Annotated in this window: 14 protein-coding genes and 1 pseudogene; 3 read left to right on the forward strand and 12 right to left on the reverse strand. The window is 65.5% G+C overall.

Annotated elements, in window-relative coordinates; all coding sequences use genetic code 11:
- Positions 1-115 precede the first annotated feature (115 nt).
- The 12 genes and pseudogenes from SJH88_RS07630 to SJH88_RS07685 all read right to left on the reverse strand — a co-directional run bounded on the left by SJH88_RS07630 (position 116) and on the right by SJH88_RS07685 (position 13598).
- Complete coding sequence (locus SJH88_RS07630; RefSeq protein WP_331699465.1) at positions 116-634, reverse strand: TonB-dependent receptor domain-containing protein; 519 nt, start codon at positions 632-634, stop codon at positions 116-118.
- Between the two features lie 71 nt (positions 635-705).
- Positions 706-1176: pseudogene (locus SJH88_RS07635) on the reverse strand (TonB-dependent receptor domain-containing protein); the annotation flags it as partial.
- Positions 1177-1203: 27 nt separating this feature from the next.
- Entirely contained in the window at positions 1204-2250 is a 1047-nt protein-coding gene (locus SJH88_RS07640; RefSeq protein WP_331699466.1) for a TonB-dependent receptor plug domain-containing protein, read from the reverse strand.
- Between the two features lie 465 nt (positions 2251-2715).
- Positions 2716-2934, reverse strand: coding sequence for a hypothetical protein (locus SJH88_RS07645; RefSeq protein ID WP_042412622.1), 219 nt, complete (start codon positions 2932-2934; stop codon positions 2716-2718).
- 122 nt (positions 2935-3056) lie between these two features.
- A complete protein-coding gene (locus SJH88_RS07650) occupies positions 3057-3512 on the reverse strand; it encodes an Lrp/AsnC family transcriptional regulator (RefSeq protein WP_042412621.1) in 456 nt (151 codons plus the stop codon).
- 304 nt (positions 3513-3816) lie between these two features.
- Entirely contained in the window at positions 3817-5286 is a 1470-nt protein-coding gene (locus SJH88_RS07655; protein WP_274754074.1) for an efflux transporter outer membrane subunit, read from the reverse strand.
- Positions 5283-8438: an efflux RND transporter permease subunit gene (locus SJH88_RS07660; RefSeq protein ID WP_274754075.1), complete on the reverse strand. Its 3156-nt coding sequence runs from the start codon at positions 8436-8438 to the stop codon at positions 5283-5285. Before SJH88_RS07660 ends, SJH88_RS07655 begins: the two co-directional genes overlap by 4 nt.
- An 18-nt stretch (positions 8439-8456) precedes the next feature.
- Positions 8457-9650 carry an efflux RND transporter periplasmic adaptor subunit gene (locus SJH88_RS07665; RefSeq protein ID WP_274754076.1) on the reverse strand — a complete coding sequence of 398 codons (1194 nt, stop codon included), beginning with the start codon at positions 9648-9650 and terminating at the stop codon, positions 8457-8459.
- Between the two features lie 392 nt (positions 9651-10042).
- Positions 10043-10960: an SDR family oxidoreductase gene (locus SJH88_RS07670; RefSeq protein ID WP_154162689.1), complete on the reverse strand. Its 918-nt coding sequence runs from the start codon at positions 10958-10960 to the stop codon at positions 10043-10045.
- Between the two features lie 98 nt (positions 10961-11058).
- Positions 11059-12075, reverse strand: a complete 1017-nt coding sequence (locus SJH88_RS07675; protein ID WP_274754077.1) for an NADP-dependent oxidoreductase — start codon at positions 12073-12075, stop codon at positions 11059-11061.
- Between the two features lie 99 nt (positions 12076-12174).
- Positions 12175-12615, reverse strand: a complete 441-nt coding sequence (locus tag SJH88_RS07680) for a PaaI family thioesterase (RefSeq protein ID WP_042412611.1) — start codon at positions 12613-12615, stop codon at positions 12175-12177.
- 197 nt (positions 12616-12812) lie between these two features.
- Positions 12813-13598: an SDR family oxidoreductase gene (locus SJH88_RS07685; protein WP_234688174.1), complete on the reverse strand. Its 786-nt coding sequence runs from the start codon at positions 13596-13598 to the stop codon at positions 12813-12815.
- Positions 13599-13872: 274 nt separating this feature from the next.
- Between SJH88_RS07685 and SJH88_RS07690 the strand changes: the two genes are divergently transcribed.
- The 3 genes from SJH88_RS07690 to gcvH all read left to right on the forward strand — a co-directional run bounded on the left by SJH88_RS07690 (position 13873) and on the right by gcvH (position 16059).
- Complete coding sequence (locus SJH88_RS07690; RefSeq protein WP_042412606.1) at positions 13873-14193, forward strand: hypothetical protein; 321 nt, start codon at positions 13873-13875, stop codon at positions 14191-14193.
- 247 nt (positions 14194-14440) lie between these two features.
- On the forward strand, positions 14441-15580 hold the full coding sequence (gene gcvT, locus SJH88_RS07695) for a glycine cleavage system aminomethyltransferase GcvT (RefSeq protein WP_274754078.1): 1140 nt from the start codon (positions 14441-14443) through the stop codon (positions 15578-15580).
- 104 nt (positions 15581-15684) lie between these two features.
- Complete coding sequence (gene gcvH / locus SJH88_RS07700; protein WP_154162685.1) at positions 15685-16059, forward strand: glycine cleavage system protein GcvH; 375 nt, start codon at positions 15685-15687, stop codon at positions 16057-16059.
- The last annotated feature ends 15 nt before the right edge of the window (positions 16060-16074 follow it).

The following is a 16074-nucleotide window of genomic DNA, read 5'->3' on the forward strand; positions in this document are numbered from 1 at the left end:
ACACACGGAGGCCTGATGGCGCTTGAAGCCTGCACCAACCAAAAAGCCTGGCCACTTGGGATTGCGCCAGGCTTGTGGGGATGCGCCACGTAGCGCATCCGTGTCTGATGCGCACTCAGAACTGGTAGTTCGCACTCAGCAGGAACGTGCGCGGCGCTCCGGGCATGGCGTTGGAGCGCCAGTACTCCGTGTCCAGCAGGTTCGAGACCGCCATCGTCACCGTCCAGGGAGCTGCACGCCAGCCCACCAGTGCATCCCAGCGGGTATAGCCCGGCAGGCGCGCCGTGTTGGCCGCATTGCTCCAGCGGGCGCTGGTGTAGGTCACCCCCAACTCCCCGTACCAGGGGCCGGACGGTGCATAGCGCACGAACAAATTGCCATTGCGCTTGGCGGTGTTCTGCAGATCCAGGCCGACATTCGCAGGGGCCTGCTGGTCTTCCACCACTTTGGCACTCATCAGGCCCACGCCACCGCGCACATACCAGCTGGAGGCCACGCGCCCCGAGGCGCTGAGTTCCACCCCGCGCGAGCGCTCCTTGCCACGGATCGCCCACACGGTGGGCTGGTTGGTGGCATCGGGGCGATAGCGGATGTTGTAGTGCTCGAGCTGGTAAACAGCCAGCTGTGTCGACAAGGCACCATCAGCCAATCACTCTTGAGGCCGGCCTCGACCTGGCGGGAATGCTGCGGCTGGTCGTCGTACACCGCCGTCGCGGCGGTGTCCACCGAAATGGTGCCGCGCCCACCATAGGGCGAATAGCTCTTGCTGTAGGACGTATACAGGCTCTGGCTGGGAACAGGTTGCCAGACCACCCCAACGCGGGGGCTGGTGGATGACCCCTCATAGCCGCGCTGGAACCCCGTCACGTAGTTGGTCGAGTGGAACTTGAAGCGATCGTGGCGCAAACCCGCCAACAGCTTCCACTGGGACGTCAGGCTGATCAGGTCCTGAAAGTACACGGCCTGCGTCTCCCCCTCATGGCGGTTGTTCTGCGTCGGAGCAACGCGGACTGGCCTGGCCGGCCATGCGCCGGTATTGGGGTTGAGCGGATCGTAGGTGAACAATCCCGCCACCGTGCCATAGACCTTGGGCCGGCGCAGCTCCTCGCTGACCTCCACGCCCACCAGCAGCTCATGCCCGATGCGGCCGGTCTGGAACTTGCCGGACAGGTCCACCGTATTGGAGGTGGTGCGGTTCTGGGTTTACTGCCAGGCGTAATTCGGGCGGATCAGCCCGGTGACCGCGTTGTAGGTGCCGACAAAGTAGTGGTCGAAGTCCTGATCGGCTTCACGCTGGCTGGCCACCCAGCGCACACTCCAGTCGTCGTTGAAGTCGTAACTCAGGTCCGAGCGGGCCACACGCAGGCGGTCCTCCACATAGTCGCCCGGATGCTGAAAACCGTTGCGGATAGACACCCCGGCCGGCAGCGTTTCGTACGACGGTCCACGGTCGGGCACCCGCCAGACGTTGTCATAGGTGTACTGTGCCGTCCAGCGCAGCCCGGTGCGCGTGTCCACCAGGATGCTGGGCGAGATCATCTCGTTCTTGTTGCGAATGCCACTGCGGAAGCTGTGCGCCTGCTCGCGATCGGCTGTGAGCCGCACCACCACATTCGGATTGACCACATGGTTGATGTCGATGGTTCCACCGAAGTTCTCCCAGGAGCCGCCGCGCAGAGTCACGCTGCTTTTGGCATCAAAACGGGCCTGCTTGCTGACCAGGTTGATGATGCCCCCGCCCCCGCCCCGGCCGTACAGCACCGAGCCCGGTCCCTTGAGGATTTCGATGCGCTCTACGTTGGCCGTGCTGCGGCGCACCTGGCCCGATTCACGGATGCCATCCCGGTAAATGTCCCCGGCGTCTGCGCTGAAGCCGCGGATCATCACACCCTCCCCACGCATGTCGTAGTTGGTGTTCACGCCGGGAACGCCGTCGAGCATCACAGCCAGGTCGTTGATCCCGTAGCTCTTGTACTTGTTGACTTCCAGCGTGTCGATGGTCTGCGGTATGTCTTTGGGCGCCAGGTAGGTCTTGGTCGCCGTGGTCACCCCTTCTGGGCGCACATCGTCGGCGTCGTACTGCGAGGCTTTCACCTGCACGGCCGGCAAGGCCGCCATGTCTTCGGCCGCGTCCTGCTGGGCCTGGGCCAGACTGGGCAATGCCAGCAGTACCAGTGCTGCCACAGGGTGCAGCCCGCCGCGTTGTCCCTTGCTTGCGCCCTGCTGCAGGCTTGGTTTGTTGTGCGTCATCACGCGCTTCCCTCTGGGCTGTATCAGCCCTTGAAAATGAAAGAGCGTTAATGTAAACAACAATCAATCTCAATAAGATTTAACTCAAGTCAAAAGGCAAATTCGTCGCGTGCGTACCACAGTGATGCGCTTGTGTGCGCCGCAGATACAGGTTCGGTGGTTGAACGCAGCAGGGCCACCTCTAAGGGGGAAAACATCACTATCAAGGTGATTGACGCTGCAAAGATCATGTCCACAGCCGCCTAGTCCTGACTGTGCACAGCCATACATAGCCAACAGCGAAAGGCAGGTAATCGCGCCCGCAGGTTGCAGAGCTAATTTCAAATTGGACTCTGCATCTGGGATGCTGCAATCGCAATGCTCGAGAACAGAGCCCGCTGTCTGTGTGTGGCCCCAAGCAGACGCCCAATCCTCGGCATCTGGGACATACGCCATGCCTGCAGCGGGCATTCAGGCGCTTGCGGCTCACACCTCCATCACACCGCCGGCATCCAGCGCAGGCACGCGCAGCAAGTCCTCGTTCACCCCCATCACCTCACTGGCACGCTCCACGGCCTGCCACAGGGGGGCCGGCATCTGCAGGATGTCATCCGGCGACGCAGAGCGTGCAATCCAGGCGCTGATGGCACCGTGCTGCTCGTGTGTCAGCAGATCCAGGTTCAGCATTTCATCGATGGTCTTCATAAGGGGGCTTCGTCAATGGTGAGCGGGAGAGACCGCAGGATGCGCACGCCTGCAGTGTGCCTTAGATGCTGCCGACCATCGCCAGATCAAGGGGGCAGCGCTTACGCAGCAGGTGTGCCCCCTCACCCGCCCAGCGGCAGTTCGGTGCGCTTGAGCGTGCGCAGCACGAACATGGACTGGCTGTGCTGGATGCCCTTGATCTTGTAGAGCTTTTCACGCAGCAGGCGCTCGTAATCGCGCGTGTCCTTGACCACCACGCGCAGCAGGTAGTCGTAGGTACCCGAGACCAGGTGCGCTTCCACCACCTCGGGGATGGTGGCCAGCTGTTCACCAAACTTCTCCAGCGTGTTGTCACTGTGGCTGTTGAGCGTGACCATCAACAACACCGTATCGGCAAACCCCAGGGTCTGGGGGTTGATGCGCACGGTATAGCCCTCGATCACCCCCTCGTCCTCCATGCGCTTGATGCGTGTCCAGCAGGGCGAGGCGCTGAGTCCCACCGCCTGGCCGATGTCCTGCAGGCTGGCACGCGCATTGCCTTGCAATACAGCAAGGATTTTCCGATCAATTTTATCCATGAAGCAAATTTTGCTGCAATTTCATAAAACGCAGCATTTTTTTCGAAAACATTCGAATTTCATAGCAGGACAGCAGCATTTTTTGCGGCGCGACATGCAAACTACAAGGCATGGAAGCAACGCCCACCGGCGATGTAGAACGCCATTTCATCGCCAAGGCAATTTACCGTTTGCCCGTGGCCATGTGACCCACGCTGGACGCACTGTGCAAAAAGGCCGATCTGCAATACCCCTCGCAGATCGGCCTTTTTGTTGGTGCCTGCCGCAGACCGCGCCAGGGCGCCCTGCGCACGCGTGCAGGCGGCTAGCCTGCGGTGCCTGCAGGCACCTCCGGCATATTGACCGCCTCCTGCCCGCCCAGTGCCTTCCACAGCGTGACACGGTTGGTTTGCTCGCCCAGGCGCAAGGTGATCAAGGTCTGCTGGGCCGCATACAGGCTGCGCTGCGCGTCCAGCACCGTCAGGTAGTTGTCGACACCGGCCTGAAAGCGCGCATCCGACAAATCGAATGCTTTCTGCGTGGCATAGACCATGCCGGTCTGCGCGCCCAGGCGGTTGGCCCACTGTGCCCGGTCGGCCAGCGCATCGGCGGCCTCCTTGAAGGCCGTTTGCACGGTTTTTTCGTACTGCGAAGTGGCAATTCGCTGGTTGGCCTCGGCCACCTGCACGCCGGCACTCAAGCGACCCCCATCAAAAATGGGCAGCTTGATTTGCGGCATGAAGCTCCAGGTGCCATTGCCACCGCCAAACAAGCTGTCCAGTTCCCGGCTGCCCGAACCGATGCTGCCCGTGAGCGTGATGCTGGGGAACAGGGCCGCCCGCGCGGCACCGATGTTGGCGCTCATGGCGCGCAGGTTGTGCTCTGCCGCCTGCACATCCGGGCGCTGCAACAACACGCTGGAGTGCAGGTTCAGCGGCACCGGCACAAATGCCATGTTGTTGGCATCGTTCGCGGCCATGGTCTGTGCCGTGGGCAGCAAGGCCTCGGGCACCGCGCCGCCGACCAGCAATTGCAGGGCATTGCGACTGCGTGCGGCTTGCGAGGTATAGGCGGCCACATCGCTGCGGGCCGATTCTACGGTTGAGAGGTTTTGCGCGATCACCAGCCCCGAGGTGGCACCGATATCGAACATGCGCTTGGTCAGCGCGTAGGCCTTTTCACGGCTGTCCAAGGTGTTCTGCGCCAGTTCCAGGCGCGCCAGGTCGGCGGCCAAGGTCAACCAGGCATTGCTGACATCGGCCACCAGGCCGATCTGCACATTGCGCTGGTTCTGCTCCGACTGCAGGAACGCTTGCAAGCCCGCCTCGCTGAGGTTGCGCACCCGGCCCCAGAAGTCGATCTCATAGCTGGTAAAGCCCAGCTGCGCGGTGTATTGCTCAGTGACCGTGGACTGGCCGGAATTGCTCAGCTCCGCACTGCTGCGGCTGCGCGTGCCCTGGCCTTGCGCGGAGATGCCCGGCAGCAAATCGGCGCGCGTGATGCCGTATTGGGCCCGCGCTTTTTCGATGTTGTCCACGGCCACGCGCAAGTCGCGGTTGTGGCTCAAGGCCAGTGCCACCACTTCGCGCAGCTGCGGGCTTTGGATCCAGGTTTGCGCCTGCGCGAACTCCAGCGCGCCCGTGCTGGCTTGCACGGGCGTGCCCGTCTGCCCGCTCAGGGTATCCGGCACGCCGGGCACCGGCGGAACGTAATGGGGTGCCAGGTTGCAGGCTGACAGCAGCACGGCAGCCAGGGCAGCGGCGGCCGCAGGCCGCAAATTCAAAGAAGTCATCATGCAGCGCTTTCCTGGTGGTCGGGGGTGTCATCGCGGCGCGAGCGGCTCTTGAACCAGCTGCGCACCAGCAGGAAGAACACCGGCACCATGAACAGGCCCAGCACCGTGGAGGCCACCGTGCCCCCCAGCACCGCCGTGCCGATGGCATTGCGCCCACCGGCGCCCGCGCCCGTGCCCAGCGCCAGCGGCACCACGCCAAAACCGAACGCCAGCGAGGTCATCAGGATGGGGCGCAACCGCATGCGCACGGCTTCCACCGTGGCATCGAACAGGTTCTTGCCCTGCTCCTGCAACTGCACCGCAAACTCCACGATCAGGATGGCGTTCTTGGAGGCCAGGCCCACCGTGGTCAGCAGGCCCACCTGGAAATACACGTCGTTCGACAGCCCGCGGGTATAGGTGGCCAGCAGCGCACCCACCACGCCCAGCGGCACGGCCAGCATCACCGACAGCGGCACGGTCCAGCTTTCGTACAGCGCGGCCAGGCACAGGAAGACGAACAGGATGGAGATGGCATACAGCAGCGGCGCCTGCGCGCCCGACTGGCGCTCCTGCAGCGAGGCCCCCGTCCATTCATAGCCAATGCCGTTGGGCATGTCGCGCAGGGTGCTCTCCACAATCTGCATGGCCACACCAGAGCTCACGCCAGGTGCCGCATTGCCCACGATTTCATAGGCCGGCGCACCGTTGTAGCGCACCAGCTGGGGCGAGCCGTAGGCCCAGTACGAGGTGGAGAAGGCGCTGAAAGGCACCATCTCGCCGTTCTTGTTGCGCACGCTCCACTTGGCAATGTCCTGGGGCAGCATGCGGTGCGGCGCATCGCCCTGGATGTACACCCGCTTGACGCGGCCGTTGTTCAAGAAGTCGTTCACATAGGTCCCGCCCATGGCGCTGGACAGCACGCTGTTGATGTCGCTGTACGACAGGTTCAGCGCGGCGGCCTTGCGGTCGTCGATGTCCAGGCGCAGCTCGGTGGCATCGTCCAGGTTGGTGGTGCGCACGCTGGACAGTTCGGGGTGCTTGCGCGACTCGGCCAGGAACTTGTCCTTGGCTGCCAGCAAGGCTTCGTGGCCCAGGCCATTCAGGTCCTTGAGCATGAAGTTGAAGCCGGCGTTCGAGCCCAGGCCGCGCACGGCGGGTGGCTGGGTCACGAAGATGCGCGCGTCACGGATGGCCGCCAGCTCCTGGGTGGCCCGGTGGGCAATCGCTGCCGCCGACTGCGACGCCAGCGGGCGGGCCTCCCAGGGCTTGAGCCGCACGAAGCCGCGCGCCGAGCTCTGGTCCCCGCTCAGGCCCGAGACCTGGTTGAAGCTGATCACCTCCGGCTGCTGGGCAAAGTAATCGCGCACCTGGTCCAGCACCTCCTGCAGGCGCGCATCGGCCGCACCGGCGGGCAGGTTCACGCTGACGCTGACAAAACCCTGGTCCTCATCGGGCAGGAAGGACGTGGGCAGGCGCGCCAGCAGCAGCCACACGGCCGCCAGGATCAGCACAAAGACCAGGGTCATGCGCTTGGTCCGGCGCAGCGCCCACACCACCCCGCCCTGGTAGCGCAGGGCCGTGGCGTCAAAGTGGTGGTTGAACCAGCGGAAGAAGCGGTCGTTCAGCCCCAGGATGCCGCGGCGCAGCTGCCGTTCATGGCCGTGCTGCGAGGGCGGCTTGAGGATGGTGGCGCACAGGGCCGGCGTGAGGGTCAGCGCCACAAACACCGACAAGGCCATGGCCGCCACGATGGTGATGGAGAACTGGCGGTAGATGACCCCCGTGGAACCACCGAAAAAGGCCATGGGCACGAACACTGCCGACAGCGTCACGCCGATGCCGACCAGCGCCGAGGTGATCTCGCGCATCGAACGCCGCGTGGCCTCTTTGGCCGACAGCCCGGTCTCGTGCATCACGCGCTCGACGTTTTCCACCACCACGATGGCGTCATCCACCAGCAGGCCGATCGCCAGCACCATGGCGAACATGGTCAGCGTGTTGATCGAGTAGCCCGCCGCAGACAGCACACCGAAGGTGCCCAGCAGCACCACGGGCACGGCAATCGCCGGAATCAGCGTGGCGCGGAAGTTCTGCAGGAAGATGAACATCACGATCACCACCAGCACCATGGCCTCGCCCAGGGCCTTGACCACCTCGTGGATCGAGGCGCGCACAAACGGCGTCGAGTCGGAGCTGACGAAGTAGTCGATATCGTTGGGGAAGAAGGCCTTCATTTCCGCCAGCTTGGCGGCGACCGCATCCGAAACCTGCATGGCATTCGCGCCATCGGCCAGCACGATGCCCAGGCCCGCGCCCACCATGCCGTTGAGCTTGGACTTCACGGTCAGGTTGTCCGGCCCCAGCTCGACCCGGGCCACATCCTTCATGGTCACGACCGAACCATCCGTGGCAGCCTTGAGCACGATGTTCTCGAACTGCTCCACCGTCTGCAGCTTGGTGCGCGCGGTGATGGTGGCGTTGAGCTGCTGGTTGGCCACGGCGGGCAATGCCCCCAGCTGGCCGGCCGACACCTGGGCGTTCTGGGCATTCAGGGCATTGATCAGGTCCGACGGCATCAGCGCGTACTTCTGCATCAGCGCCGGATCCATCCAGATGCGCATGGCGTAGTTGGTGCCGAACACGCTGATGTCCCCCACCCCGTCCAGCCGGCCCAGCACATCGACCAGGTTGGAGTTCAGGTAGTCGCCGATGTCCACCTGCGTCATGGACGGATCGGTCGAGTAAAAGCTGTAGGTGACCAGGTAGTCCTGCCCCCCCTTGTTCACGAACACGCCGCGGCTTTTGACCGCCTCGGGCAGGCGGTTCATGGCCGACTGCAGCTTGTTTTGCACCTGCACCTGGGCCACATCGATGTCGGTGCCCGGCGCGAAGGTCAAGGTGGTGCGCGCACGGCCCGAGGCATCCGAGGTCGAGCTCATGTAGAGCATGTTGTCGATGCCCTTGAGCTGCTGCTCGATGATCTGGGTGACCGAGTTTTCGACCGTCTCGGCCGAGGCGCCCGTGTACTGTGCACCGATCGTCACCCGCGGCGGGGCGATGTCGGGGTACTGCTCCAGCGGCAGGGTGTAGATCGACAGCCCCCCCGCCAGCATGATGACGATGGAGATGACCCACGCGAAGATGGGCCGGTTGATGAAGAACTGCGCCATGGTGCGATCGCTTCCCGCTTACTTGGAAGCCTGCACGGCCGCTCGCAAATTCGCGGCAGCGGCCTGGGCATCGACACGCTTGGGCCCTTGCTTGGCCTTCAGGTCCACCTCGACCACGCTGACGGTATCGCCCGGCTTGATGCGCTGGAAGCCGTCGACCACCACGCGCTCCCCGGGTTGCAGGCCGCTGTCCAGCAGCCAGTAGGTGCCGACGGCGCGGCTCAGCTCCACAGCGCGCTTTTCCACCACATCGCCGTCCTTGACCACCAGCACGCTGGGGCGGCCCGTCAGGTCGCGTGTCACCGACTGCTGGGGCACCAGGATGGCCTCCGGCGCCAGCCCCGTGGGCAACTGCGCCTGCACGAACATGCCGGGCATCAGCAGGCCTTCGGGGTTGGGCACCACCGCGCGCAGCGTGACCGTGCCCATGGTGGCGTTGACGATCAGGCCCGCAAACTGCAACTTGCCTTCGTGTGGGTAGTCGCTCCCGTCTTCCAGGCGGATGCGCACCGGCATCTGCTCGCCTTCAATTTTTTGATAGCGCCCCTCCTCCCAGTCACGCCGCAATTGCAGCAAATCGGCCGAAGACTGGGTGAAGTCCACGTACATGGGGTCCATCTGCACGATGTTGGTCAGCGGCGTGGTCTGGTTGGCCGTGACCAGGGCGCCGGGCGTGACGCTGGACAGGCTGATGCGGCCCGAGATCGGGGCCTCGATGCGGCTGTACTTCAGGTTGATGCGCGCGTTCTCCAGGTTGGCGCGCGCCACGGCCACGTCGGCACGCGACTGCTTGGCCGCGGCCTGGCTTTCTTCATAGGCCTGCTGGCTGATGGCCGTGATCTTCACCAGCTCGGCATTGCGCCGTGCCGTGGCTTCCAGGGTCTGCTGGCTGGCTTCGGCCTTGGCCAGGGCCGCCACCGCGCTGGCTTCGGCCGCGCGCAGGCTGGCCGCATCCAGCTGGTACAGCGGCTGCCCCTGCTTGACCATGCCACCCTCGGTGAACAGGCGCTTTTGCACGATGCCGCTGACCTGCGGCCGCACCTCGGCGCTCAGGAAGGCCTGGGTGCGCCCGGGCAGCACCGTGTCCAGCATCTGGCTTTGCTTTTGCAGCACCACCACGCCCACCTTGGCCGGTGCATTCTGCGCGGCGGGCTTGTCCGCGGTCTTGCCGCACGCAGCCACCAGCACCACCGCCAGCGCTGCGGCGGCCATGCGCCACCTGCCTTGTGGCCGCTGGTGCCCGGGTGAAAAACAGTCCGGCAAACGGGAAGCGGCGCGTGAAGTGACAAGGCAGTGCGTCATGGAGAGGCAATCAGTGGAGCGAAACGGCGCCATTCTGGGCCCGCAATGTTGAGTTTTTGTAAAGCGCCCGGCCCAAAACCGGGGAAATTGGTAGCAAGACCGCGCGCCATCACCTGCTTTGCGCCAGATTGCAGCCGCGGCCTGCCTGCGCCTTGTGCTGAGACTGCGAGAGTCTGTAACAGTTCCCTACATCCTGTCCACACAAATTCCGGCACGCACCCGCCAGATGCGACACAGCCCCGGCCAGCGGGGCTGCAGGTCCGTGCGGCGGGTACAGGGACCGCGGCCCGTGCGGGGCGTAATCAGGCGGCGGCCGGCGTGCGCAGGGCGTTGCGCAGCTGGGTGCCCACGTCGGGGCGGTCCGCAAAGGCATCGGTGGGGTTGCGCATCTCCAGGATGTCCTCCAGGCGCGTCTGCACATTCCCCAGCGCATGCGGGTGGCTGAAGATGTAGAACTGGTTGTCGGCCATGGCCGCGAACACCTTGCTGGCGATGTCCTCGGCCGTGACCTTGCCGGAGCTGACGGCCTTTTGCGACATGGCGCGCGCAATCTGCTGGCTGGTGGTCAGCTGCTGCGTGTCCACGCCCCCGGGGCGGTTGCGCTCGCTGTTGGCTATGCCGGTCGGCACAAAATACGGGCACAGCACGCTGCAATGCACCTGGTCGCTGACCAGCCGCAGGTCCTGGTACAGGGTTTCGGTCAGGCTGACCACGGCATGCTTGCTGACGTTGTACACGCCCATGTTCGGCGGCGCCAGCAGCCCGGCCATGCTGGCCGTATTGACGATGTGACCCTGCCAGTCCGGGTCCTGGCGCGCGGCCTCCAGCATCATCGGGGTGAACAGGCGCACGCCGTGGATCACGCCCCACAGGTTCACGCCCAGCACCCACTCCCAGTCCTGCACGGACTGCTCCCACAGCAGGCCGCCACCGCCCACGCCGGCGTTGTTGAACACGAAGTGCGGCGCCCCGAAGCGGGCCTGCACCTCGGCCGCCAGTTGCTCCATGGCCGGCGCCTGGCTCACGTCCACCTGCCGCGCCAGCACGTCGGCCGCGCCCAGGCGCCGGGCTTCGGCCTCGGCCGCGACCAGGGCGTCGGCCTGCACATCCACCAGCACCAGGCGCATGCCGCCGTGGGCGGCGATGCGCATGCACTCCAGTCCAAAGCCCGAGCCCGCGCCCGTCAGCACCGCCGTCTTGCCTGCCAGTCCATTCAGCATCTTTGTGTCTCCTTGTGTGTGATCCTGTCCTCGCATCCGTCACTGCCCGCCGCCGCCCGCAAAAAAGGCGCCACCGGAGCGCCTTGCAGGGAGGTGGCTCAGACCAGCTGAACCAGTTGCTTGCCGAAGTTCTTGCCCTTGAGCAGGCCCAGGAAGGCCTCGGGGGCGTTTGGCAGGCCGTGGGCAATGCTCTCGCGCGGGCGCAGCTTGCCCTGGGCCACCAGGGTGCCCAGCTCGGTCAGGGCCTCGGGCCAGACGTCCATGTGTTCGCTGACGATGAAGCCTTCGACCTTCATGCGGTTGATCAGGATCAGCGCCGGGTTGGCCAGCGGCAGGGGCTGTCCGTCGTAGCCGGCGATCATCCCGCACACGGCCACGCGAGCGAACGCGTTGGCGCGCAGCAGCACGGCGTCGAGGATGTAGCCGCCGACGTTCTCGAAGTAGCCATCGATGCCGTCGGGGCAGGCTTCCTTGAGGGCCTTGGCCATGGACTTCAGGTCGGGGTGGGCCTTGTAGTCGATGCAGGCGTCAAAGCCCAGCTCGCCCGTGGCGTAGGCGCATTTTTCCGCCCCGCCGGCAATGCCCACCACGCGGCAGCCGCGGGCCTTGGCCAGGGCCGCAAAGGCACTGCCCACGGCACCGGTGGCGGCGCTGACGACCACGGTCTCGCCCGCCTTGGGCTGGATGATCTTCACCAGCCCGTACCAGGCGGTGACACCGGGCATGCCCACGGCGCCCAGGTAGTAGGACAACGGCACGTGGGTAGTGTCCACCTTGCGCAGCATGCCGGGGGCATGGCCGTCGACCACGCTGTACAGCTGCCAGCCGCCCATGCCCACGACCTGGTCGCCGGGCTGGAACTTGGGGTGGCGGCTTTCCACCACCTCGCCCACGGTGCCGCCGATCATCACTTCGCCCAGGGCCTGGCTGGCCGCATAGCTCTTGCTGTCGTTCATGCGGCCGCGCATGTAGGGGTCCAGGCTCAGGTAGTGGTGGCGCACCAGCACCTCGCCGTCCTGCAGCGCGGGGGTGACCGTCTCGACCAGCTTGAAGTTGTCGACCGTGGCTTCGCCCTGGGGGCGGTTGTCCAGCAGGATCTGTTGATTGGCGGGCATGTGACTTGTCTCCTTTTGATAGCTGTCAGCGCTTGCCAGATAAGCGCAAACAGCACATTTGATACATGAAACTCAAGCCAGCCCTGGCTGGCCGCTGGCTCAGTCTGTGGCAATCACGGTGGTGGCGCTACCGGGTTTCTGACCAGGCTTGACGGTGCGCGGCATGTACTTGAAGGTGCCGGTGGCATGGGTGCACAGGCGGCCCTCGCTGTCATAGATCTTGCCTTCGCAATAGGCCATGGTCTTGGTGCGGTGCAGCACCAGTCCCTTGGCCACCAGCGGGCCGCGCGCGGCCTGCATGAAGCTGGTCTTCATCTCGATGGTGACGCAACCGAAATCGTCGCTCTCCAGGCTGCGCGCGGCCACGGCCATGGCCACGTCCATCAGCGTCATGCTGGCACCGCCGTGCGTCACGTCGAAGGTGTTCAGGTGCTCGGGCTTGGCGGTGTAGCGCAGCTCGGACTCCCCGTTGGCCATGTGGTGCAGGGTGAAGCCCAGGTGGTTCACAAAGGGGATGGGGTGGGCGCCAAAACTCAGCATGCGGTGTCTCCGTCATTCATATCAGGGGGAAATGCGCGCAAGCATAGCGGCGCAGGCGGTGGGCTCTGGGCAAAAAGCTGTCGCATTGGAGTAATGGCGACAATCCCGTCCACGCAGGCCGCCGCCCGCGCGGGCTGGACCCTGGGCGCTGCAGACACACCACTGGGACAGGGCCGATGACCGCGCGCGCATGCCCATCAGCCCAGCACCGCGCTCACGCCGCCGTCCACTGCCACCCACTGGCCGGTGATGTGCTTGCCGGCATCGCTGGCCAGCAGCACGGTCAGGCCCTTCAGGCCTTCGTCATCGCCCAGGCGGCGCAGCGGTGCGCGGCTGGCCATGTTGTCCTCGCCCATGGTGTCGATCAGCACCTCGGCCATCTTGGTGCGAAAGAAGCCCGGGCAGATGGCATTCACCGTCACATGGTGGGGACCCCACTCGGCCGCCAGCGCGCGCGTGAAGTTCAGCACCGCGCCCTTGGAGGTGTTGTAGGCAATCGTCTTCATCTCGATGGGGTTGCCGCCCAGGCCGGCGATCGAGGCCAGGTTGATGATGCGCCCGCCGCGCTGCAGCATGCCGGCGTTGGCCACGGCCTGGCTCAGCAGGAAATAACCCCGGATGTTCAGGTTCATCACCTTGTCCCAGGCCGCCACGGGGTGGCTTTCCGCCGGGGCGCCCCAGCTGGCGCCCGCGTTGTTGACCAGGATGTCGATGGGGCCGACGCGCTGCACGGTCTCGGCCACCAGGCGCAGGATGTCCTCTTCCTTGGCACAGTCCGCGGCAATCCACTGCGCGTCGATGCCCTGGGCCTGCAACTCGGCCGCGGCCGCCTCCAGGTCCTGCGCCTTGCGCGAGGTCAGCACCACGCGCGCACCGGCCTCCCCCAGGGCCTGCGCCATCTGCAGCCCCAGGCCGCGCGAGCCACCGGTCACCAAGGCCGTCTTGCCTTGCAGGTTGAAGAGTTGTTGCACGGTACGCGTCATGGACGAAGTCTCCTGGTGGTCATGGATGGAAACGGCCCTCGTTCGGGGCCTGCGCCTGCATTGTGAAATGCCCCACCCGCATCGCGCTGTCGCACGGGTGAAGCCACCACCTAGTGAATCCACCAAGGCGGCCACGCAGACCCACGGCCCGCCAGCCACCGCGCCACGGCGACCAACGCAGTGGCCCCCCGGGTGATGGGCCCTGCAAAAACACTTGCGCAGCGGTCACAAAAAACTGTACATTCATACAGTCACTGTTGTTTTATACATATCCATGTTCGCAACCGATACTGTTCAAGACCAACCCTGCTTCACCGTGGCCCTGTGCGACTACCCCGGCCTGCCGGAGTTCGAGCGCCAGCGCGCCGAAACCCGCTACGCCCGCACGCTGGCGCGCCAACTCGGCGGCGAGGCCCAGGTGGCCGACGCCCTGCGCACGCTGGAGCGCCTGGAAGACGCCCCGCCCGAGGAAATCACCGACGATGCCAAGGCCATCTACCAACGCTGGATGAAGGCCGCCCGCGCCGCGGCCGAGGCCGGCATGCAAGGCCTGGGCGGCGAGGAAGGCTGCTATTTCGAGGTACGCCCCCACTGAGCACATTCACTCAAAAAGAGAGCTGCTGGTGCACGCCCTGCCTGCACTTCGGGCACTTTTCGCTCTGAAAGTCAGGTGAAACCAGCGCCAGCGGCTCCTGGCAGGCATGGCCCGTGCGCGGCACACCCCGCCCAGGTGCGCCCGCCACGGGGCTGTCAACTGCACGTGCGCTCCCGCGACAACGCGCAGCCACAAGCGGCGGCAGCCCCCTAGAATCGTTCCAACCACCAAGAACGAGGACCTGGCCATGACCACCGTGCCGCCCACCGAGGCCCCCGCCCTGCGCACCCCCTTGCACGCCCTGCACCTGGAGCTGGGCGCGCGCATGGTGCGCTTTGCCGGCTATGACATGCCCGTGCAATACCCCGCCGGCCTGCTGGCCGAGCACAAGCACACGCGCGAGAAAGTCAGTCTGTTCGACGTCTCGCACATGGGGCAGATCAGCGTCAGCGGCCCCTCGGCCGCCGCCGCACTGGAACAGGTGCTGCCCATCGACGTGATGGACCTCGGCCTGCACCGCCAGCGCTACGCCCTGATGCTGGCCGAGGACGGTGGCATCCTCGACGACCTGATGGTCATCAACCGCGGCCAGGACTACCTGCTGATCGTCAACGCCGCCCGCAAGCACGAAGACCTGGCCTGGCTGCAGGCCCACATCGGCCACGAATGCCAGGTCCAGCCCCTGCCCGAGATGGCCCTGCTGGCCCTGCAAGGCCCGCAGGCCGGTGCCGTGCTGCAGCGCCCGGTGCCGGCCACCGGCCCGCTGCTGTTCATGCAGGGCACGCCGTTCGACTTCAAGGATGCGCGCGGCTACATCACCCGCAGCGGCTACACCGGGGAGGACGGCTTTGAAATCTCCATCCCCGCCAGCCACGCCGATGCCCTGGCGCGCTGGCTGCTCAAGCAGCCCGGCGTGCTGCCGGCCGGCCTGGGGGCCCGCAACTCGCTGCGCCTGGAGGCAGGGCTGTGCCTGTACGGCACCGACATGGACCAGCGCACCACCCCCACCCAGGCTGCCCTGAACTGGAGCATCCCCAAGGTGCGCCGCACCGGGGGCCAGCGTGCCGGCGGTTTCATCGGCGCCGACGTGGTGCTGCCGCAGATTGAGGGCCAGGCGCCCGTGGCCGGCGTGCGCGTGGGCCTGCACGCCATGGAGCGCATCCCCGTGCGCGACGGCAGCCCCCTGCACCGCCCGGGGGGCATCGCGGTCGGCCAGGTCACCAGCGGCCTGCTGTCACCCAGCACCGACCGCCCGATCGCCATGGGCTATGTCCCGCCCGACTGCGCCGCCCACGGCACCCGGCTGGATGCCATGGTGCGTGGCAAGCCCGTGCCCATGGAGGTCATTCCTCTGCCTTTCATAGGGACCCGCTACCGCAAAAGCTAGGCTGGCAACGCCGTCGGCGCCTGCCAACCCGGCTACAGTGTGAGCCAACGCGCGCCGGCCTGCGGCACGCTTTTTGCCTTTTCTTGCATCACGGAGTTTTTCCCATGAGCCTCAAATTTTCCAAAGAACACGAATGGGTCAACGCCGCCCAGCCTGAAGCCGCCATCGTCGGCATCACCGTGCACGCCCAGGACGCCCTGGGTGACGTGGTGTTTGTGGACCTGCCCGCCGTGGGCACCACCTTCCAGCAGGGCGACGTGACCGGCGTGGTCGAGTCCGTCAAGGCCGCAGCCGACGTCTTCATGCCCGTGACCGGCGAAATCGTCGAAGTCAATGAAGCCCTGCGCGCCGATCCCTCGCTGGCCAACACCGACCCGCTGGGCGCCGGCTGGTTCTTCAAGGTCAAGCTCAGCGACCCCAGCCAGCTCGACGGCCTGATGGACGAAACCGCCTACGGCAACTTCGCCGCCAGCGCCTGAGCGCCTGCACCCTGC

Source organism: Comamonas sp. GCA5 (genome assembly GCF_036541385.1).
Taxonomy (GTDB): Bacteria; Pseudomonadota; Gammaproteobacteria; order Burkholderiales; family Burkholderiaceae_C; genus Comamonas; species Comamonas aquatica.